Origin of the sequence: Pseudomonas sp. E45-MNA-CIBAN-0222 (assembly GCF_040310405.1) — a bacterium.
Taxonomy (GTDB): Bacteria; Pseudomonadota; Gammaproteobacteria; order Pseudomonadales; family Pseudomonadaceae; genus Stutzerimonas; species Stutzerimonas stutzeri_AC.
Genome location: NZ_JBEOPU010000023.1, coordinates 1 through 20,108, shown reverse-complemented (window position 1 = coordinate 20,108; position 20,108 = coordinate 1). Strand labels below are relative to the sequence as shown.

The 20,108-nt window shown below is 57.3% G+C and carries 18 protein-coding genes; 6 read left to right on the top strand and 12 right to left on the bottom strand.

What is annotated here, in order from left to right; all coding sequences use genetic code 11:
* Window positions 1-39: 39 nt before the first annotated feature.
* From mnhG to rpmH, 12 genes are all read right to left on the bottom strand, one after another.
* A complete protein-coding gene (gene mnhG, locus AAEZ08_RS21690) occupies window positions 40-432 on the bottom strand; it encodes a monovalent cation/H(+) antiporter subunit G (RefSeq protein ID WP_003284855.1) in 393 nt (130 codons plus the stop codon).
* Window positions 429-689: an MrpF/PhaF family protein gene (locus AAEZ08_RS21685; protein ID WP_003284856.1), complete on the bottom strand. Its 261-nt coding sequence runs from the start codon at window positions 687-689 to the stop codon at window positions 429-431. Before AAEZ08_RS21685 ends, mnhG begins: the two co-directional genes overlap by 4 nt.
* A 2-nt stretch (window positions 690-691) precedes the next feature.
* The gene (locus AAEZ08_RS21680; protein ID WP_003284857.1) at window positions 692-1,036 is read right to left on the bottom strand and encodes a Na+/H+ antiporter subunit E; all 345 of its coding nucleotides are present in this window, start codon (window positions 1,034-1,036) and stop codon (window positions 692-694) included.
* Window positions 1,033-2,553: a Na+/H+ antiporter subunit D gene (locus AAEZ08_RS21675; protein WP_181067067.1), complete on the bottom strand. Its 1,521-nt coding sequence runs from the start codon at window positions 2,551-2,553 to the stop codon at window positions 1,033-1,035. The genes AAEZ08_RS21680 and AAEZ08_RS21675 overlap by 4 nt, the downstream gene beginning before the upstream one ends.
* Window positions 2,550-2,933, bottom strand: a complete 384-nt coding sequence (locus AAEZ08_RS21670) for an NADH-quinone oxidoreductase subunit K (protein WP_003284860.1) — start codon at window positions 2,931-2,933, stop codon at window positions 2,550-2,552. The genes AAEZ08_RS21675 and AAEZ08_RS21670 overlap by 4 nt, the downstream gene beginning before the upstream one ends.
* A gap of 1 nt (window position 2,934) precedes the next feature.
* Complete coding sequence (locus tag AAEZ08_RS21665; RefSeq protein WP_003284862.1) at window positions 2,935-3,336, bottom strand: Na(+)/H(+) antiporter subunit B; 402 nt, start codon at window positions 3,334-3,336, stop codon at window positions 2,935-2,937.
* Entirely contained in the window at window positions 3,333-5,645 is a 2,313-nt protein-coding gene (gene mbhE / locus AAEZ08_RS21660; protein ID WP_500125113.1) for a hydrogen gas-evolving membrane-bound hydrogenase subunit E, read from the bottom strand. Before mbhE ends, AAEZ08_RS21665 begins: the two co-directional genes overlap by 4 nt.
* A 285-nt stretch (window positions 5,646-5,930) precedes the next feature.
* Window positions 5,931-7,298, bottom strand: coding sequence for a tRNA uridine-5-carboxymethylaminomethyl(34) synthesis GTPase MnmE (mnmE, locus tag AAEZ08_RS21655; protein WP_500125112.1), 1,368 nt, complete (start codon window positions 7,296-7,298; stop codon window positions 5,931-5,933).
* Between the two features lie 69 nt (window positions 7,299-7,367).
* Complete coding sequence (gene yidC / locus AAEZ08_RS21650; protein WP_003284866.1) at window positions 7,368-9,041, bottom strand: membrane protein insertase YidC; 1,674 nt, start codon at window positions 9,039-9,041, stop codon at window positions 7,368-7,370.
* A gap of 2 nt (window positions 9,042-9,043) precedes the next feature.
* A complete protein-coding gene (gene yidD, locus AAEZ08_RS21645) occupies window positions 9,044-9,289 on the bottom strand; it encodes a membrane protein insertion efficiency factor YidD (RefSeq protein WP_058065471.1) in 246 nt (81 codons plus the stop codon).
* Entirely contained in the window at window positions 9,282-9,677 is a 396-nt protein-coding gene (gene rnpA / locus AAEZ08_RS21640) for a ribonuclease P protein component (protein WP_102821553.1), read from the bottom strand. Before rnpA ends, yidD begins: the two co-directional genes overlap by 8 nt.
* 14 nt (window positions 9,678-9,691) lie before the next feature.
* On the bottom strand, window positions 9,692-9,826 hold the full coding sequence (gene rpmH, locus AAEZ08_RS21635) for a 50S ribosomal protein L34 (protein WP_003284870.1): 135 nt from the start codon (window positions 9,824-9,826) through the stop codon (window positions 9,692-9,694).
* A gap of 514 nt (window positions 9,827-10,340) precedes the next feature.
* On the opposite strand from rpmH, the gene dnaA reads away from it, so the two are divergent.
* The 6 genes from dnaA to AAEZ08_RS21605 all read left to right on the top strand — a co-directional run bounded on the left by dnaA (window position 10,341) and on the right by AAEZ08_RS21605 (window position 19,978).
* Window positions 10,341-11,804: a chromosomal replication initiator protein DnaA gene (gene dnaA / locus AAEZ08_RS21630; RefSeq protein ID WP_036992008.1), complete on the top strand. Its 1,464-nt coding sequence runs from the start codon at window positions 10,341-10,343 to the stop codon at window positions 11,802-11,804.
* A 33-nt stretch (window positions 11,805-11,837) separates the two neighbouring features.
* Complete coding sequence (gene dnaN / locus AAEZ08_RS21625) at window positions 11,838-12,941, top strand: DNA polymerase III subunit beta (protein WP_003284873.1); 1,104 nt, start codon at window positions 11,838-11,840, stop codon at window positions 12,939-12,941.
* A gap of 8 nt (window positions 12,942-12,949) precedes the next feature.
* A complete protein-coding gene (recF, locus tag AAEZ08_RS21620) occupies window positions 12,950-14,062 on the top strand; it encodes a DNA replication/repair protein RecF (protein WP_003284875.1) in 1,113 nt (370 codons plus the stop codon).
* Window positions 14,059-16,473 carry a DNA topoisomerase (ATP-hydrolyzing) subunit B gene (gene gyrB / locus AAEZ08_RS21615; RefSeq protein WP_003284876.1) on the top strand — a complete coding sequence of 805 codons (2,415 nt, stop codon included), beginning with the start codon at window positions 14,059-14,061 and terminating at the stop codon, window positions 16,471-16,473. Before recF ends, gyrB begins: the two co-directional genes overlap by 4 nt.
* Before the next feature lie 626 nt (window positions 16,474-17,099).
* On the top strand, window positions 17,100-18,710 hold the full coding sequence (locus tag AAEZ08_RS21610; protein WP_500125111.1) for a type I restriction-modification system subunit M: 1,611 nt from the start codon (window positions 17,100-17,102) through the stop codon (window positions 18,708-18,710).
* Entirely contained in the window at window positions 18,707-19,978 is a 1,272-nt protein-coding gene (locus tag AAEZ08_RS21605; RefSeq protein WP_500125110.1) for a restriction endonuclease subunit S, read from the top strand. The genes AAEZ08_RS21610 and AAEZ08_RS21605 overlap by 4 nt, the downstream gene beginning before the upstream one ends.
* The last annotated feature ends 130 nt before the right edge of the window (window positions 19,979-20,108 follow it).

Sequence of the window (20,108 nt, the reverse complement as noted above, 5' to 3'; positions counted from 1 at the left end):
GGCCCTGATAGCGCTTCGGTATGGAAAAACCGACGTAGGTCAGCGGTGATCCGCTGGTCGTCGCTGGTCGTTCTGTTCCAGACATTCGTCGAGGGTCAGCGGGTTGCGCTCGAGGACCCCTTTAAGGGCATCCTCGCCATGCAGGCCGTCGAGTCGAGCACCGGATATATAGGCGGCACGGCCAAGCAGGTGGCCGGCAATAGGGATGGTCAGCATCAGAAAGATCACTGTTGCTGTGCCAATGAAGGTGGCCTGCCCATCGCCCATATGAAGCATCACCCCAACCAGAATCAGCCCCGCGCCTACCGTGCCGGATTTGGTGGTGGCATGAATTCGCTGCAGTGGGTCGGCAAAGCGCAGCAGGCCGAAAATGGCGGCGAACAAAAAAACCACGCCGGCCAACATGAAGACCACAGCGAGAATATGGATCATTGCTCACTCCTCCCTTTGCGCATGATGAAGACGGCGAACGCACAGGTACCAACGAAGCCGATCAGGCCGAGGCCGAACCCCACGTCGAGAAACTCCCTGCGCCCGGTCATGGCTGCGACCAGCGCCGCGATGGCCACGCCCACACCGGTCAACATGTCCAGCGCCACCACTCGGTCGACCAGTGTGCGAGCGACGATCATTCGCCACAGGGTCAGACCAAGCGGCAACATGACCAGAGTCAGCAGTATCGCAATCATGCTCACCACCTCTCGATTCGTGCGATACGGCGCTCGAACACATGGCGGATCGACGCAATGATTTGCTCCGGGGCCCGGCCGTCCAGTGCGTGTACGTAGAGCAGACGACGATCGGCACTGGCGTGCAGCGCGCAATTGCCGGGCGTCAGTGAGACCAGACTGGCGAGTACCGCAACGCCGAGGTCGGTGCGCAGCTCGATTGGCACCGCGATGATCGAGCTTTGCATGTTGGGCGTGCGTGCAAAGGCCGCGCGGGCCACAACGACGGAGGAGACGATCAACTCGTAGAGGTAGATGCCGAGTAGTTCGATCACATCACGCACTCGGCGCAGCAGGCCTGTCTTCATGGGAGCGCCTCCTGAATCGGATTTGGCGGCAACACCGCCGCGAGGTATGCAGTCGGGTCCAGCAGTGCCGCAGCAGCGGTTTGCGAGAAGAGGATAAGTGGTTGCGGCATGAGGCCAATTACGAGGGTCAGCGCACCCAGCGACGCAATAGCCAGCAGCATTGGCAACGGAACCGGACGTGCCTCGGCGCGGGGTAGTACTGGCTTTTTCCAGAAGGCTTCCATCCAGATCTTGGTCATCGAATAGAGCGTCAACAGGCCGACGAACAGTGCCAGGCCAGCCAGCCAGTGTTCGCCTTCGCGGAAGCTGGCGTCGATGACCAGGAACTTCGCCCAGAAACCGGATAAAGGGGGAAGCCCTGCCAGCGATAGCGCGGGCACCAGGAAAAGCGCCGCCAGCAACGGATTGCGGTACATCAAGCCGCCGCTCTTGCGTAGGTCGAAAGTGCCGGAGGCCCTGTGGATCGCCCCGGCGAGCAGAAACAGATTCGCCTTCACGATGATGTGGTGAATGATGTAGAAGATCGCCCCGGCGAGCGCTGCCTGGGTGGATATCGCCAGGCCGAGCAGCATGTAGCCGATCTGGCTGACGATGTGGAACGAGAGGATCCGCCGAACATCCCACTGCACAGCCGCACCGAAGACGCCGAACAGCATGGTTCCGGCGGCCAGCACCGCGACAATTTCGCGGATGCCACTGTCTTCAACGCTGAAGATCAGGGTGAAGACCCGGAAGCAGGCATACACACCAACCTTGGTCAGCAGCCCGGCGAAGATCGCCGAAACCGTGATCGATGCGGTGTGATAGGAGGCCGGCAGCCAGAAGAACAGCGGGAAATAGCCAGCCTTGATACCGAAGCCGCAAAGCAGCAGCAGTGCCGAGAGTGTCAGATTGATCGACGGTTCGGTTTCGGGCAGCACTCTGGCCAGATCCGCCATGTTCAACGTTCCAGTCGCGCCATAAAGCAGCGCCACGCCAGTCAGAAAGAGCAACGTGGAAAACAGGTTGAGCACTGCATAGCGAATCGTTGCATCGAGTCGCGCGCGGTTGCGGCCGATGGAGAGCAGGCCCATCGCGGTGATCAGCATCACCTCGAACCAGACGTATAGGTTGAAAATATCACCGGTGAGAAAAGCGCCGTTCACCCCTGCCAGCATTCCCAGCAGCAGCGGGTAGAAGCCCGCCTGCTCCTCGCGGCGGCGGACATCGGCAATGCCGAAGGTCATCACCGCTGCGGCAAGAATACCGGTGATCGCCACCATCGCTGCGGCCAGTGCATCGGCGACGAAAACGACACCGAAGGGGGCTTCCCAACCGCCGAAGCGGATGGCCAGCACGCCCTGCCTGTAAACCGCGACGAGCAGCAACAGCGAGGCCGCAAGCAGCAATGTTATACACAGAGCAGTCACCCACCGCTGGGCACGGTGCTGTTTCCATAGACAAGTGGCTAGTCCGGCGCCGAGGATCGGCAGGAGAACTGGCCAAAGCGGTGCATGAAGGGTCAAAAATTCGCTCACGGACGATCCTTAGTTGCCGGGAACGGCGACCCCAAGCGTTCGGCTGCACCGATGTGGCGCGTGTCCACGCTGCCGAAACTGCGATAGGTCTGCAGCGCCAGCGCGGCGAAAAAAGCAGTCAGCGAAAATCCGATGACGATCGCCGTCAGTACCAGAGCTTGGGGCAGCGGGTTTGCAGCGTCGGCCGGTAAGCTGCTCTCCCCGGCGCGGATCACCGCAGGAACGTTCGACACGATCCGCCCGGACAAGAAGATCACCAGGTTGATCGCGGCTGACAGCATGGTCACGCCCAAGAGGATTCGCACGATGTGCCGAGACAGGATCAGGTAAAGGCTGCAACCTGCGATCACGGCAATGGCGAGTGCAAAGATCAGATGCATGTCAGAGGCCCTCATAGAAACGCAGGATCAGAGAAAGGATGCCGCCCAGCACCACCAGGTAGACGCCAATATCGAACAGCAATGTCGTACCGATATGAAAGCTACCGAGGACTGCCCACTGGTGTGTCAGGAACGAGTCGTCCAGCCAAATGCCTGGTAAACCGCCGAGCAGCGCGGCGAGGATGCCGAAGCCGATCACGGTCATCGGCTCGAAACGTAGGGCGGCGCGGGCTACCTCCACACCGCGAGCCAGCGCCAGGGTGGCAAACCCGGCAGCGGCGATCAGACCGCCGACGAAACCGCCCCCCGGCTCGTTGTGCCCGCGGTAAAGCACATAGAGCGAGACGATCAGCATCAGGCCGAAGAGAATCCGCGAAAAAGCGGCGAAGATGAGTGAGTTCATGAGGCGGTCCTCTTACGCGACGCCGCGCCTCGCAGGAGCCCCCACACGCTCATCGCGGCAAACGCCACCACTATCACCTCGCCAAGCGTATCGATGGCCCGGAAGTCGACCAGCACCACATTGACCACGTTTCGGCCATGGGCTTGCAGGTAGCTGGTTGCGGCATAGAAATCAGATATCCGCCCGTCCAGAGGCAATGCCACCGTGGCGGCCAGTGCAACGAATATCACTAGGGCAAAACCTACAGAGAGCAGAATATCCAGGCGTTTTTCCCGTGGTTGGCGGGTCGAGGCTGCGCGCTCCGGGATGCGCAGCAGCAGGGCTACCAGAATCAGCACCAGCAGCACCTCAACCGAGAACTGGGTGAGCGCTACGTCTGGTGCTCCGTTGAGCAGGAAGATAAGTGCCGAGCCAAAACCCACCACGCCGACCGCGATCATCGCGCGCAGTAGTGAAGGGGTACGGGTGGCAGCGAAGGCGCCGAGGCACATCAGCAGCAGCACGATGACCGAGGGTAGGTCGAAACGTCCGCCATTCAGGGTGAACACCGGGCGCGTACCGCTGGCCAGTACGCCGTAGCCGATGATCAACAGCACCGCCGCTGCGACGGTGGACGTGTAGCGATGCTGGTCTCCGTTCTGCAAGAACCTCGTGCAGCGCTCTGCCAGCCGCAGGGTGCCGGCGAACAGCGCATTGAAGCCGAAATCGCCGAGCACCCGCGCCAGCGCTTTCTTCAGCGACAGCGCATAGTGAATGCGATGCCAGTAGGCGATCAGCCCGCCGGCAAATGCGACCACGGTTGCGCTCAGCGCGAGCATCGGCGTGAAACCGTGCCAAAGCGAGAAGGACAGGTCCACGGTATGCCCGACCAGCACATCGTTGGCCGGCTGTATCAGCCCGCGCAAAAGAAAATCCGGTGCCAGGCCGAATAGGAAGCCCAGACCGCCCAGAACCAGCGGGCCAAGGTACAGGCCCAGCGTCTCCGGATGCTTCACCTCGCTGCGGGTCTTGCCAAGGTAGTAGGGACGGATTGCCGCCACCCCGGCGATTGCCGCAAATACCGCGTTGACGAGCACCGCCACGGCGACTACGACCCAGCCGGTAGAGGCATTCAATTGGCTTTCGAACAGGTATTCCTTGGTGATGAAGCCCAGCGTCGGCGGCAATCCGGCCATCGAGATCGCTGCCATGCCAGCTGCCAGCGTTGTCATCGGCAGGCGTCTGGCAAGCCCGCCGATCTTGCTCAGGCGCCCCTCACCTACTGCATGGATGGTGGTACCGGCGCAGAAGAACAGCGCCGCCTTGTACAGTGCATGGGCGATGATGAAGGCGATCAGCGCGGTGACTGAATAATCCCCGTCCAGCCCTATCAACATCACTAGCACCCCTAGTGAACCCACCGTGGAATGCGCCAGGACTTCCTTGAACCCATCGGTGGACAGCGCCCTAACCGCCGCCACCAACATGGTCAGGCTACCGACGATGACCAGGGTTGAGCCGAAAGCCGGGATGCCCTCGAATATGAGGTCGAAGCGGGCCAGCAGGTACACGCCCAGTTTGACCATGGTCGCCGAGTGCAGAAAGGCCGAGGCCGGTGCCGGCGCTTCCATCGCCTGGGGTAACCAGAAATGGAACGGAAGCTGCGCGGACTTGGTGAAGGCCCCGAGCATGATCAGGATCATCGCCGGCACCGCTAGAGGACTGGCCAGCAGCTCAGGTGCACGCTGTGCAACCTCGGACAGCGAAAAAGTGCCCAGCGCGATACCGATCAGCAAAATACCGCCGAACAAAGCCAACCCGCCGCCGCCGGTCACAATCAGTGATTGCAGGGCGGCCTTGCGCGCTTGAGCGCGGTGGGAGTTGAAGCCGATCAGCATGAACGACAACAGGCTGGTCGCCTCCCAGAACACGAACATCACAATCAGGTTATCCGATAGGACGGTTCCCAGCATCGCGGTCATGAACAGCAGTATCAGGGTCAGAAAGCGCGCGCCCTCTTCCCTTGGTGAATGCGAGAAATAAGCGCCTGCGTAGATCGTGACCAGCGTGCCTATGCCGGTAATCAGAAGGACGAACAGCAGTGCAAAGCCGTCGAGACGAAAGCTCAGCGAAATGCCTAGCGCCGGTACCCATTCCAGCGTTTCGATGATGACCCCGGTTTCCGGGAGGCTGGCGCCCTTCGCCAGAAAGAACACGAATAGCCCGGCGGGCAATAGCGAAGCCACCCACCCCCCATGGGGGAAGGTACGGCCTACGATGAACCTGGCGAGGATTGCGCCAAGGAATGAAATAAGCACTGCAGCAAGCACTGCGCCATCCTTCTGTAGTGGATTGCTGGAAACGGCTGAACTGTTAGCGTCTGGTTTGATATCAAAAGTAGTTCAAAAGATGCGCCAACGGCTGTTACCAGCTATGTCAGCCGATGCTGACGGCCTGCTCGCAAAGGCCCGGCGAACGCCGGCAAGGAAGGGAAGAAATACGAGTCGAGTTCGACGAGGTCGCCGTATGCAGCGGGTTTCAGCAGACGGGGCTAGTCGGGAGGAAAGCGTTCGGGTGTCCGTCCGGACAGAGCAGTCCGGACGGCAGTGCAATTGTTACTTGCCTATGCAAAAGCTCGAGAAAATACGCCCAAGCAGGTCGTCTGAGCTGAACGCGCCGGTGATTTCGCCCAGCGCTTGCTGTGCCAGGCGCAGATCCTCGGCGAGCAGTTCACCCGCACCGGCTAGCGTCAACTGGGCGTGTCCATGCTGCAGGTACTGCTCAGCCAGGCGCAGCGCATCCAGATGACGACGACGTGCACTGAAACTGCTCTCGGCCGTCTGCTCGTAACCCATGCATTGCTTGAGATGTTCACGTAGCAAGTCGACACCGTCGCCCGAGCGCGCACAAATACTGAGCGTAACCTGGCCGTCTTTAGCAACCTTCAACGAGATGGCTTCGCCACTGAGATCCGCCTTGTTGCGAATCAGCGTGATCCTGTCCGGTGCCGGGCTGCAATCGATGAACTCCGGCCAGAGTGCCGACGGATCCTCTGCTTCTGGCGAACTGGCATCGACCATGAGCAGGATTCGATCAGCTTCGCCAATTGCGCTAAGGGCTCGCTGTACGCCGATGCGCTCGACTTGATCGTCGGTATCGCGCAGACCGGCGGTATCAACTACATGCAACGGCATGCCATCGATAAGAATGTGTTCGCGCAGCACATCGCGCGTTGTCCCGGCGATATCCGTGACAATCGCCGCCTCACGACCCGCCAGTGCGTTGAGCAAACTGGACTTCCCCGCATTCGGGCGACCGGCGATCACCACCGTCATTCCTTCGCGCAGCAGCGCACCTTGACTGGCCTCGCGCAACACTGTGGATAACTTCGCGCGGACATCTTCCAACTGAGCAAGAACATGTCCGTCGGCGAGGAAGTCGATTTCCTCTTCAGGGAAGTCGATCGCCGCCTCGACGTAAATGCGCAGTTGAATCAGTTTCTCGGTCAGCTGATGCACATGTCTTGAAAATTCACCTTGTAGGGATCGCACCGCATTGCGCGCTGCCTGTGTCGAACTGGCTTCGATCAGGTCGGCGATGGCTTCCGCTTGAGCCAGGTCGAGCTTGTCATTGAGGAAAGCCCGTTCGCTGAACTCGCCGGGACGTGCCAGACGAACGCCTAGCTCGACGCAACGCTGCAGCAGCATGTCCATGACCACAGGGCCGCCATGCCCTTGTAGTTCAAGCACGTCTTCGCCAGTAAACGAATGTGGTCCGGGAAAGAACAGCAGCAGACCTTCGTCAATCACCTCACCATCGTCGGCATGAAACGCGCCGTAATGTGCATGGCGTGGTGTCGGTTCGCGGCCAGTCAGAGTTATTGCAATCGCCTTGGCGCGTGGGCCTGAAACGCGAACGATACCCACGCCTCCGCGTCCGGGAGCGGTGGCTACGGCGGCAATGGTGTCGCCAGCTGGGCTCATGGGGGCCTCCTGGGTGGCAGATAGCAAAACGCCCCAATCAAGGGGCGTTCTGCATTAGCGGCTGAGGCGTCAGGCTAGTTTAGCCGCGGCCTCGATCTTGCGGGTAATGTACCACTGCTGAGCGATGGACAGGACGTTGTTGACGACCCAGTACAGCACCAGACCAGCCGGGAACCACAAGAAGAAGAAGGTAAAGATGATCGGCAGGAGCTTCATCACTCGCGCCTGCATGGGATCCGGTGGAGTCGGATTCAGCTGCTGCTGGATAAACATGGTTATGCCCATGATGATCGGCAGGATGAAGAACGGATCTTTGATCGACAGGTCGGTGATCCAGAACATCCATGGTGCCTGGCGCATCTCGACGCTTTCCAGAAGCACCCAGTACAGCGCCAGGAACACTGGCATCTGAACCAGGATCGGCAGACAGCCGCCCAACGGATTGATCTTCTCTTTCTTGTACAGCTCCATCATCGCCTGGGACATCTTCTGGCGATCGTCACCGAACTGCTCCTTCAACGCCTGCATCTTCGGCGAGACGGCGCGCATGCGTGCCATGGACCGGTAGCTGGCTGCCGAAAGTGGGAAGAAAGCCAGCTTGATGACGATGGTCAGAACGATGATCGACCAACCCCAGTTGCCGAGCAGCGCATGAATGTTCCCCAGCAGCCAGAAGATCGGCTGGGCGATGAACCAGAGAATGCCGTAGTCGACCGTCAGACGCAGACCTGGCGACAGTTCTTCCAGCTTGTCCTGGCTTTTCGGACCGGCATAGAGCGTGGCGCCGGTTTCGCCTTGGCCACCAGCCGGCACAGTGACTGCAGGTCCAGTGAAGCCGATGATGTAGTTGCCCTGGCTGTCCTTGCGGGTTTGCACTTGGTTGGTGTCGCCTGCTTGGGGAACCCAAGCGGTGACGAAATAGTGCTGCAACCAGGCGATCCAGCCACCCTCTACGGTTACGCGCAGGTTCTTGTCATCCATGTCACCCATGGAGACTTTGCGATAGGGCTCATCCTTGGTCCACAACGCGGCACCGAGGTAGGTCGCAGTGCCGGTAGCGGTGCTCGACGAAGGGTCGCCACTCTTGTCACGCTTTAGTTGACCGAACAGATAACCAGTCCAGGGCTGCTCGCTCTGGTTGTCGATCAGGTAATTCACCTTCAACGCGTAGTTACCGCGCTCAAGGGTGAAACGCTTGATGTAGTTGACGCCGTCAGCGCTGTAGTTCAGATCGACAACGACCTGGTCCTGGCCTTCGGCCAGCTGATACTCGGTCTTCTCGCTACTGTACTGAGGTCGACCGCTGGCCTTGTCCGGCCCATCGCCGATCAGCCCGCTTTGCGCCTCGTAGGTGCGCTCGCCGCTACGTTCGAATAGCTGAAATGGAACATCGGGGTGGTCCTGACGACGAGGATACTGCGGCAGCCGCAGCTCAACGATGTCGCCGCCACGAGGATCGATGGCCAGATCGAGTACGTCACTGCGTACGCGTATCAGCTGACTGCTCGGCGCCGTGGCCGGCAATGCACTGGCCTGCTGCTGTTGACCGCCTACTGTCGGCACGTCCTCGACATTGCCGTCGCTGGTGGTGCTAGGAGCATCCGGTAGGGTCGGAACGCCAGGCTGGCTTTGCGCTGTTTCGGTCGGCAGTGCAGCCTGACCGTAGTCCTGATTCCATTGAAGAACCATCAGGTAGGCAACGACTGCTAATGCTACGAGCAGTATCGAGCGTTTGATATCCATGGTTACTCGGCCATCGGAGATGAATTGGAAGTTTTTTGGGAAGGCACGGGATCATAGCCACCGGGATTCCACGGGTGGCAGCGCCCCAGCCTGCGCAGACTCAGCCAGCCGCCACGCAACAGACCATGGGTTTCGATGGCCTCGAGTGCATAGCAAGAGCAGCTTGGATAGAAACGACAGTGACTGGCCATCATTGGGCTGATGGCGTACTGGTAGACCTTGATCGAAGCGACGGCCAATTTACGCATGGGTGCTGTTGGCTGCTCCAGGTTCGACGACGGTCTTGGATGGGCTGCGTGACAGTCGTTTCCAGAGCTTGGCAAATTGCTTTGCCAGTTCAGGGTTGTCCAGATCAGCCAATCCCTTTCGGGCGATGATCACGATGTCCCAGCCCGCCAGTTCCAGTTGGTGATGACGGAAAGTCTCGCGTAGCTGCCGCTTGATGCGGTTGCGCTCGACAGAAAGCTTGACGCTTTTCTTACCAATCACCAACCCGAGACGGGGGTGTAGCAGATCGTTTTCACGTGCCAGCAGCAGGACGTTCCTGCCAGGCACCTTACCGGAAGGGGAGTCGAAGACTGCCTTGAATTGGCTGGGAGTCAGCAGTCGCTTTTCCCGGCCGAAGCCCCGACTCACTACCTGTTCCGATGTCAGACGGTCAGACGCTTGCGGCCTTTGGCACGACGACGCGAAATGACTTGGCGGCCGTTCTTGGTAGCCATACGGGCACGGAAGCCATGGGTACGAGCGCGCTTGATGGTGCTGGGTTGGAAAGTGCGTTTCATGGTGCGTTTACCTGGTGATCCATTGCGGGCCGGAATGGCCCCCTTTTAAGAGACCGGCGATTGTAGAGAAGCTGCCCGGCCAGGTCAATTTCCAACCAGCGTCATCTGCTTGAAAAAAATATAAGGAAAAGAAATATAAGCTCTTAAGATGTAATGCTTATGTATGTAGACGACCTTTTCTGTGGATAAACCCCTACACTAGCCTGGTTTCAAGGGATACGCCGAAACTAAGGTCAGTGGGAAAGCGGTGCCCTGCCGGTGCGAACCATCTGGACAGCCTGGGGATTAAACGAGTAGATATCCACAGGCTAGGTTGGTAAGTGCTTTTGCACAGGCTTAGCCACCGTGCTTAACCACGCTTATCAACAGGGTTCCTTTAGCCTATTTGTGTTTCCACAGCATCTTTCCGATTCACCTGGCCCAAGGCAGCGTGGGTCGGGTTGTTGTGGATAACCGCTAGGCGCGCGGCTACAATGGCGGCCGTCTTACCTCGACAGAGTCGATAGGAGTTTCCGTGTCGGTGGAACTTTGGCAGCAGTGTGTTGAGCTTTTGCGCGATGAACTGCCTGCTCAGCAATTCAACACATGGATTCGTCCGCTTCAGGTGGAAGCCAACGGTGATGAGCTTCGCGTCTATGCGCCTAACCGTTTTGTGCTCGACTGGGTCAATGAAAAGTACCTGTCTCGGTTGTTGGAGTTGCTATCCGAGCGTTCGTCTGGGCATGCCCCCTCGATTTCACTACTTATAGGTAGTAAGCGAACTTCAGCGGCTGCGTTGCCTTCTGCTGCTGCCGCGGCTCGTGCTCAGCCTCAGTCACAGCCTGCCGCTAGTGCTCCTGCTCCCGCTCAGTCGGCTCCGCCGCAAGCGGCGCGTTTCGAACCGTTGTCGGCAGACACCAGCGAGCCTGTGCAGCCACGGATGGAACGTAACGTTCAGGTCGAGGGCGGCCTCAAGCACACCAGCTATCTGAACCGTACCTTTACCTTCGAAAATTTCGTCGAGGGCAAGTCCAACCAGCTGGCCCGAGCGGCAGCCTGGCAGGTGGCCGACAACCCCAAGCACGGTTACAACCCGCTGTTTCTTTACGGTGGAGTCGGCCTCGGCAAGACTCACCTGATGCATGCTGTGGGTAATCACCTGCTTAAGAAGAATCCGAACGCGAAAGTTGTCTACCTGCATTCAGAGCGTTTCGTGGCCGACATGGTCAAGGCGCTGCAGCTCAATGCCATCAATGAGTTCAAGCGCTTCTATCGCTCCGTTGACGCGCTGCTGATTGACGATATTCAGTTCTTCGCCAAGAAAGAGCGTTCGCAGGAGGAGTTCTTTCACACCTTCAACGCGCTGCTGGAGGGTGGTCAGCAGGTCATTCTCACCAGTGACCGTTATCCCAAGGAAATCGACGGGCTCGAGGAACGTCTGAAGTCGCGTTTCGGCTGGGGACTGACGGTTGCGGTCGAACCGCCTGAGCTGGAAACCCGCGTCGCGATTCTTATGAAGAAGGCTGACCAGGCGAAGGTGGATCTTCCCCACGATGCGGCGTTCTTCATCGCACAGCGCATACGCTCCAATGTCCGTGAACTGGAAGGCGCCTTGAAGCGAGTGATCGCCCATGCGCACTTCATGGGGCGCGACATCACCATCGAGTTGATTCGCGAATCGCTGAAGGATCTGCTGGCGTTGCAGGATAAGCTGGTGAGCGTCGACAATATCCAGCGCACCGTAGCCGAGTACTACAAGATCAAGATCTCCGATCTGCTGTCGAAACGGCGTTCACGTTCTGTCGCGCGTCCGCGGCAGGTAGCGATGGCGCTGTCCAAGGAGCTGACAAACCATAGCTTGCCGGAAATTGGCGATGCGTTCGGTGGTCGGGATCACACCACAGTTTTGCATGCGTGTCGTAAGATCGCCGAACTGCGGGAAATAGATGCGGATATCCGCGAAGATTACAAGAATTTGCTGCGAACTTTGACAACCTGAGTGCGACCTAATCTATAGGCAAGGGACCAGACCATGCATTTCTCCATTCAGCGCGAAGCCCTGTTGAAACCCCTGCAGCTGGTTGCTGGCGTCGTTGAGCGCCGTCAGACCTTGCCGGTGCTTTCCAACGTCCTTCTGGTAGTTCAGGAACAGCAACTGTCGCTGACCGGTACCGATCTTGAAGTTGAGCTGGTAGGCCGAGTTGCGCTCGAGGACGCCGCCGAGCCGGGCGAGATCACCGTTCCGGCGCGCAAACTGATGGACATCTGCAAAAGCCTGCCGAGCGATGCTTTGATCAATATCCGTCTGGATGATCAGAAGGTGATCATCAAGTCCGGCCGTAGCCGCTTCACCCTGTCCACCCTGCCGGCCAACGACTTCCCTACCGTAGAGGAAGGCCCGGGTTCGCTGTCGTTCAGTGTTGCGCAAGGCAAGCTACGCAAGCTGATCGAGCGCAGCAGTTTCGCCATGGCGCAGCAGGACGTTCGCTATTATTTAAATGGCATGCTCATCGAGGTATCCAGCGGCATGTTGCGCGCGGTGGCTACCGATGGCCATCGCCTGGCGATGTGCTCGATGCAAGCGGGCATCGAGCAACCTGATCGCCATCAGGTCATCGTGCCACGCAAGGGCATTCTGGAGCTTGCGCGCCTGCTCAATGATCAGGACGCCGAAGTCAGTATCGTCCTAGGGCAGCATCACATTCGTGCTACCACCGGGGAGTTTACCTTTACCTCGAAATTGGTCGACGGCAAGTTCCCGGACTACGAGCGCGTGCTGCCGCGTGGTGGCGACAAACTGGTAGTAGGTGATCGTCAGTTGTTGCGCGAGGCATTCAGCCGCACGGCGATTCTGTCGAACGAAAAATATCGTGGAATTCGTCTACAGCTGGAAAGCGGTCTTCTGAAAATCCAGGCCAACAACCCTGAACAGGAAGAGGCTGAGGAAGAGGTCGCGGTTGACTACAACGGTGGCTCGCTGGAAATAGGCTTCAACGTCAGCTATTTGCTGGATGTGCTGGGTGTGATGACCACCGATCAAGTGCGTTTGATTCTCTCCGATGCGAATAGCAGTGCATTGGTCCAGGAATTCGATAACGACGATTCCGCGTATGTCGTGATGCCGATGCGTCTGTAACCAGCTTAATGTCCCTCAGCCGTCTCTCCGTCACCGGGGTTCGCAATTTGCACCCGGTGACGATGTCTCCTTCTCCTCGTATCAACATCCTTTTCGGTGACAACGGCAGCGGAAAAACCAGCCTGCTGGAAGCCATCCATTTGCTGGGGCTGGCTCGTTCATTTCGCAGTATCCGTTTGAATCCCGTGATTACTTACGATCAATCAGCCTGCACTGTGTTTGGGCAGGTCGAACTGCCTGATCAGTACAGTCGCGCGCTTGGCGTTTCGCGTGATCGAAGCGGCGAAGTCAAAATTCGTATTGATGGACAAAGTGTCCGTAGCGCTTCGGAGTTGGCCGACACGTTGCCGTTGCAGCTCATCAATCCCGATAGTTTCCGGCTTCTCGAAGGCGCTCCGAAATTGAGAAGACAATTTCTCGATTGGGGCGTGTTCCACGTGGAACGTCGATTTTTGCCCGCCTGGCAGCGCCTACAGCAGGCCCTCAGGCAACGAAACTCGTGGCTTCGGCATGGTACACTGGACGGCGCTTCTGACGCCGCCTGGAGCCGCGAGTTGACACTCGCGAGCGACGAAATTGATGGGTATCGCAGAGCTTATATTCAAGCATTGAAACCTGTGTTCGAGGCAACGCTCGATGCTCTTCTCAACTTGGATGGTTTGAAGCTGAGCTACTACCGAGGGTGGGATAAAGACAGGCCATTGGCTGAGGTGCTCGCGTCTTCTCTAGAGCGAGATAGATCGCTAGGGCATACCCAATCCGGTCCTCAGCGCGCTGATCTGCGGCTCAAGGTGGGAAACCATAATGCGGCCGAAGTGTTGTCGCGAGGTCAGCAGAAACTGGTGGTGTGCGCGTTGCGCATTGCCCAAGGGCATCTGGTAAGCGAAGCCAAGCGTGGACAATGTATTTACCTGGTCGATGATCTGCCGTCCGAGCTGGATGCGCAGCACCGACTGGGGTTGTGTAAGTTGCTTGAGCAACTGAACTGTCAGGTGTTTATCACCTGCGTTGATTCAACTGTTTTGCAAGAAGGCTGGGGTGAGCAAACGCCAGTCTCAATGTTTCACGTGGAACATGGGCAAGTTACCCACGTCCACGGCCCCTCGGGAGTGAAGGCATGAGCGATAACCATACGTACGATTCGTCGAGCATTAAGGTTCTTAAAGGTCTCGATGCAGTACGCAAGCGTCCCGGCATGTATATCGGCGACACCGACGACGGCACCGGCCTGCACCACATGGTCTTCGAGGTCGTCGATAACTCGATCGACGAAGCACTGGCTGGTCACTGCAGTGACATCTCCATCACCATTCATACCGATGAATCCATCAGCGTACGTGACAACGGTCGCGGCATTCCGGTGGACATTCATGAGGAAGGCGTTTCCGCTGCTGAGGTCATCATGACCGTGCTGCACGCCGGCGGTAAGTTCGATGACAATTCCTACAAGGTATCCGGCGGCCTGCACGGCGTAGGCGTTTCGGTGGTCAACGCATTGTCCGAAGAGCTGATGCTGACCATCCGCCGCGAAGGCAAGGTATGGGAACAGCTCTATCGCCATGGCGTTCCGCAGGCCCCGCTGGCCCCTGTCGGCGAAACCGATACATCTGGCACGCAGATTCATTTCAAACCATCTGCCGAAACCTTCCAGAACATTCACTTCAGCTGGGACATCCTGGCCAAGCGTCTGCGTGAACTTTCATTTCTGAATTCCGGCGTCGGTATCGTTCTGCGTGACGAGCGCACCGCGAAAGAAGAGCTGTTCAAGTATGAGGGTGGTCTCAGCGCCTTCGTTGCCTATCTGAACACCAACAAAACGCCGGTCAATCAGGTGTTTCACTTCAACATTCAGCGTGACGATGGCGTTGGTGTCGAGGTGGCGTTGCAATGGAACGACAGTTTCAACGAAAACATCCTCTGCTTTACCAACAACATCCCTCAGCGCGACGGCGGCACCCATCTCGCTGGTTTCCGCTCCGCGCTGACGCGTAACCTGAATAGTTATATCGAGCAGGAAGGTTTGGCGAAGAAGCACAAGATCGCCACTACTGGTGATGATGCGCGTGAAGGACTTACCGCAATTATTTCGGTGAAGGTCCCGGACCCGAAATTCAGTTCGCAGACCAAGGACAAATTGGTTTCTTCCGAGGTGAAGACTGCCGTCGAGCAGGAAATGGGCCGTCACTTCGCCGATTTCCTTTTGGAAAATCCGAGCGAAGCCAAGGCAGTGGTCGGCAAGATGATTGATGCCGCCCGTGCTCGCGAGGCGGCGCGCAAGGCGCGTGAGATGACCCGCCGTAAAGGCGCGCTGGATATCGCCGGCCTGCCGGGAAAACTTGCTGACTGCCAGGAGAAAGATCCCGCCCTTTCCGAACTCTACATAGTGGAGGGTGATTCTGCGGGTGGCTCGGCCAAGCAAGGTCGTAACCGCAAGACACAAGCAATTTTGCCGCTCAAGGGAAAGATCCTTAACGTCGAGAAGGCACGTTTCGACAAGATGATCTCATCTCAGGAAGTGGGCACCCTGATTACTGCTCTTGGCTGTGGTATCGGGCGTGATGAGTACAACATCGACAAGCTGCGCTATCACAACATCATCATCATGACCGACGCCGACGTCGACGGTTCGCACATCCGGACGCTGCTGTTGACCTTCTTCTTCCGCCAGCTGCCTGAGCTGATCGAGCGCGGTTATGTATATATCGCGCAGCCGCCGCTCTATAAGGTTAAGCGTGGCAAGCAGGAGCAGTACATCAAGGACGACGAGGCGATGGAGGAATACCTCACCCAGTCCGCCCTGGAAGACGCCAGCCTGCACGTCAATGAGCATGCCCCGGGCCTTTCTGGTGGAGCGCTGGAGAAGCTGGTCAACGATTACCGTACGGTGATGAAGACCCTGCAGCGCCTATCGCGTCTGTATCCGCTGGAGTTGACTGAGCACTTCATCTATCTGCCGCGCGTTTCAGTAGAGCAGTTGGCTGATCACGCCGCGATGCAGGCCTGGCTGGAGCAGTACAGCGCGCAACTCAAGGTCGGTGAACGCTCCGGTTTGATCTACAACGTCAGCTTGCGTGAAGACAAAGAGCGCCACCTGTGGCTGCCGGAAGTTGAGATTAGCTCCCACGGCCTGGCCAGCTACATCACCTTCAACCGTGATTTCTTCGGCAGCAACGATTACCGGACCGTAACCGCTCTAGGTGAGAAGCTGAACAGCCTGCTCGAAGAGGGAGCCTATGTTCAGCGCGGCGAGCGCAAGAAGCAGGTATCCACCTTCAAGCAAGCGCTGGAGTGGTTGATGACCGAAGGCACGCGCCGTCACAGCGTTCAGCGATACAAGGGTCTGGGCGAAATGAACCCGGATCAGCTGTGGGAAACCACCATGGATCCGAACGTGCGACGCATGCTCAAGGTCACGATCGAGGACGCGATCGGCGCGGATCAGATCTTCAACACCCTGATGGGGGATGCCGTGGAGCCGCGTCGCGATTTTATCGAGACAAACGCCCTGGCTGTGTCGAACCTGGATTTCTGATCCTAATGTCGATGGGCAGATTAATTGGCATGGTTTTGCGAGTTATTGGCATGCCAAAATCAGAAACTACCCCGGCCTAGCGCCGGGGTTTTTCTTTGTAGATCAGGGTTTTGGACATAGCCACACAGTCCCGCATAGGTGTGTTGTGTAGTGAAGCTACAAGGAAGAGGCGAAAAATCTCGTTTTGGCGTGGACGAATTCTGGGAGATTCGGCGGGGTGGATGGATCGCCTCAATTCATGCCAATCAAAATAGCATCGCCCATCAGCAGTCATTATGACGGGCAGTGCGATGCGACACGCATGCGGTTTCTTTAAAACAAACCGCATGCTGATGTGCCTGCCACCCTGCCACCCTGCCACCCTGCCTGTAGGTGGGCAAAGTTATTTGCCCATTCGGACAAAGTTAGAGGGTTAGGCCAAAGTTAATGGCCACTCCCCTCCTGCTGGCAAACCCCGGTTGACCGAAAGGTCTGCCGGGGTTTTGTCATTCAGGGACATCTGATTTTTCGGGCCTCAAGTGGCGTCGACTTGTAGAATCGAGCCACATTTTTCTGATGCGCTCAGGAGTCATGGCAGCAATCGCCTGGTACTGGGCGTCGTGCTTTGTATAGGGATTGATTTACACATGGCTGACAAGCTGTCACTCGAAACGCTGGAGTCCTGGCTCTGGGAATCCGCGAACATCCTGCGTGGCTCCATCGACTCCTCCGACTTCAAGAACTACATCTTCGGCCTACTCTTCCTCAAACGTTACAACGATGTGTTCGAAGAGCGCATTGCCAAGCTGATGAAGGACGAAGGCCTGAGCTTTGGCGATGCCCAGGATGAGATCGAGGACAAATGGGGCAAGTTTCCGATTAGTGCCCGCTGGTTCGATCTGATCTCGCGTACCGAGAATATCGGTGAAGCCCTGGACAAGGCATTCGCGACCATCGAAGCGAACAACCCTGAACTGCAACATGTGTTGACCGCTACGCAGTATGGCGATAAGCGGGTGCTGTCAGATGCCACCTTGCAGCGTCTGCTGCGCCACTTTAACCAGTACAAGCTGGGCAATGACGACCTCTACAAGGCCGACATGCTGGGCGATGCCTACGAGTATCTGATCAAGCAGTTTGCCGATGACGCAGGTAAAAAAGGTGGTGAGTTCTATACGCCCAAGGCCGTGGTGCAATTGGTGGTTGAGCTGATTGACCCGCAGCCCGGCCACAGTGTGTACGACCCAACCTGCGGTAGTGGCGGCATGCTGGTGGAGAGCGCCCACCATGTGTCCAACTTGCCCAATGGAACCTTGATGGGCAAGCCTAATGTGCTGCTGTTCGGACAGGAAAAGAACCTGGGCACTTGGGCCATCGCCAAGCTCAATCTATACCTGCACAACATGCATGCCGAGATTGAACGCGGCGATACGCTGGTCGAGCCCAAGCACCTAGACGGCGATTACCTGAAGACCTTCGACCGTGTGATTGCCAATCCGCCGTTCTCGGCCAAGTCTTGGTGGACTCCGCTTGAGTTAAGCAACGAGAACGAGCAGGAGAATGGCAAGAAGGCCAAAGCCCCCAACTACAAACAGGTCAGCGACCCTTATGGAAGACTCGTCTATGGCATCCCGCCACGGGGCTATGCCGACCTGGCCTTTGCCCAACATATGCTGGCCAGTCTCAAGGCCGATGGCCGTATGGGGGTTATCCTGCCCCATGGCGTGCTATTCCGCAGCGGTGAGGAAGGCAAGATTCGTGAGGGACTGCTATTCGGCACGGATGCGGCCAACGGCAATCAGCCGGGTGATCTGATTGAAGCTATCGTCGGCCTGCCCTCTGCACTGTTCTACAACACAGGCATCCCTGCTTGCGTGCTGATCCTTAACAAGCAGAAACCTGCTGCTCTCAAGGGCAAAGTCATCATCATTGATGCCAGCCGTGACTACCTTGAAGGCAAGGCGCAAAACAGCCTGAGCGCTGAGCACATTATCCGTATCGTCAGCGCCCACAAGGCGGCATTCGAACGACAAGCCCAGATCGAGAGATATTGCCGAGTAGTTTCGTTAGACGAGATCCGTAGCAACGACGGTAATCTCAATATTGCCCGCTATATCGACAATGGTGAGTCTGAAGAGACTGTCGATGTGGCTGCAACCTTGAAGAAGCTGGAGGCGCTGGCCGAGGAAGAAGCGCAGATTGATGCGCGAATGAATGGGTATCTGGTGGAGTTGGGGTTACTGGAGATTGAGGCATGAGCTTGGCTGAAAAACCGGGCTATAAATCAACACCATGCGGCTGGATTCCTGCCGCTTGGTCAGCCGAAAAGCTCTCCGGATTGGTTGATGTGATTTATGGAAAGTCACCGGCTGATATTAAAAGGTCGGAGCGTGGCATTCCGATCTATGGTACGGGTGGTATTTCCGGTTACACCGATTCACCTTTGTATGAGGGCCCTAGCATCATCCTGGGACGCAAAGGAACGATTGATAAAGTGCAGCGTAGTGATGGCCCATTTTGGGCAATTGATACGACCTTTTATACAACGCCGAAAGTGACCTTTGATTGGTCATGGCTTTACTACTGCATCTCGTCGTTTGATTTAAGAAAGCTTAACGAAGCTTCCGGTGTTCCCAGTTTGAGTCGGGATTCGCTGGAATCGCTCGACATTGCTCTTCCCCCTCTCCCTGAGCAACAAAAAATCGCCGCCATCCTCACAGCCGTGGACGACAAGCTGGATGTAATTGCCCGCCAGATTGACGCCACCCAGACCCTCAAACAGGGCCTGATGCAAACCCTGTTCAGTAAGGGCGTAGGCACTCAAGATGCTACTGGTCGTTGGATTCCTCATACTGAGTTCAAGGACAGTGAACTCGGGAAGATTCCAGCGCTATGGGATGTTGGTGCGATAGCGGATTACGTATCAGCTCTCCGGTCTGGGGTCAGTGTTAACGCAGAAGATCGCGTACATGGTGATGATGAGGTTGGTGTCCTCAAGGTGAGTTGCGTGTCCCGTGGCGGGTTCTATCCGAATTGCCATAAGACTGTTGTGCCTGAGGAGCGGGAGCGCGTCGCCGAGCCCGTTTTACAGGGACGCATTATCGTCAGTCGAGCGAACACTCCTGCCTTGGTAGGTGAATCAGCCTATGTTGATTCTGCTTGGCCTAACTTGTATCTCCCAGACAAACTCTGGCAAATCGAGCCTTCCGAAAGGCCTCATTCGATAAAATGGCTGTCCTTCTATTTGCAGTCACCATTTGCTCGTCAAGAAATCAGCAAGGCAGCAACGGGCACAAGTGGCAGCATGAAGAACATCGCCAAGCCAGCATTTTTGAGTATTCGGATGCCCTTAGTTCCGCTAGCTGAGCAAGAACACATTGCCGCGATTCTTTCTGGCGTGACATCAAAGATTGAAGCCCTAAGCAGTAAACAAGGCCATTACCAAACCCTCAAGCGGGGCCTGATGCAAAAACTGCTAACCGGCGAATGGCCGGTCAAGCTCGATAGCCCTAGCGGTACAGTCTGAGTTTTTATTCATGGATGAAATCACTCCCCTCTCCTCAAATCCGGTACCTGACCTGTTGCCGCTGACCGAAAACTGACCCAGTAGAGGCTGTTCTGCCGACTGAAAACTGACCCAGGTGTTCAACTGCTCC

Bases quoted from the DNA above. Each gene is read 5' to 3' on its own strand.
- yidD (WP_058065471.1), bottom strand. From the start codon at position 9,289: ATGCGTAAATTGGCCGTCGCTTCGATCAAGGTCTACCAGTACGCCATC.
- rpmH (WP_003284870.1), bottom strand. From the start codon at position 9,826: ATGAAACGCACTTTCCAACCCAGCACCATCAAGCGCGCTCGTACCCAT.
- AAEZ08_RS21685 (WP_003284856.1), bottom strand. From the start codon at position 689: ATGATTGCGATACTGCTGACTCTGGTCATGTTGCCGCTTGGTCTGACC.
- AAEZ08_RS21680 (WP_003284857.1), bottom strand. From the start codon at position 1,036: ATGAAGACAGGCCTGCTGCGCCGAGTGCGTGATGTGATCGAACTACTC.
- AAEZ08_RS21670 (WP_003284860.1), bottom strand. From the start codon at position 2,933: ATGCATCTGATCTTTGCACTCGCCATTGCCGTGATCGCAGGTTGCAGC.
- recF (WP_003284875.1), top strand. From the start codon at position 12,950: ATGTCCCTCAGCCGTCTCTCCGTCACCGGGGTTCGCAATTTGCACCCG.
- dnaN (WP_003284873.1), top strand. From the start codon at position 11,838: ATGCATTTCTCCATTCAGCGCGAAGCCCTGTTGAAACCCCTGCAGCTG.
- mnmE (WP_500125112.1), bottom strand. From the start codon at position 7,298: ATGAGCCCAGCTGGCGACACCATTGCCGCCGTAGCCACCGCTCCCGGA.
- mnhG (WP_003284855.1), bottom strand. From the start codon at position 432: ATGATCCATATTCTCGCTGTGGTCTTCATGTTGGCCGGCGTGGTTTTT.
- AAEZ08_RS21610 (WP_500125111.1), top strand. From the start codon at position 17,100: ATGGCTGACAAGCTGTCACTCGAAACGCTGGAGTCCTGGCTCTGGGAA.
- gyrB (WP_003284876.1), top strand. From the start codon at position 14,059: ATGAGCGATAACCATACGTACGATTCGTCGAGCATTAAGGTTCTTAAA.
- yidC (WP_003284866.1), bottom strand. From the start codon at position 9,041: ATGGATATCAAACGCTCGATACTGCTCGTAGCATTAGCAGTCGTTGCC.
- AAEZ08_RS21605 (WP_500125110.1), top strand. From the start codon at position 18,707: ATGAGCTTGGCTGAAAAACCGGGCTATAAATCAACACCATGCGGCTGG.
- AAEZ08_RS21665 (WP_003284862.1), bottom strand. From the start codon at position 3,336: ATGAACTCACTCATCTTCGCCGCTTTTTCGCGGATTCTCTTCGGCCTG.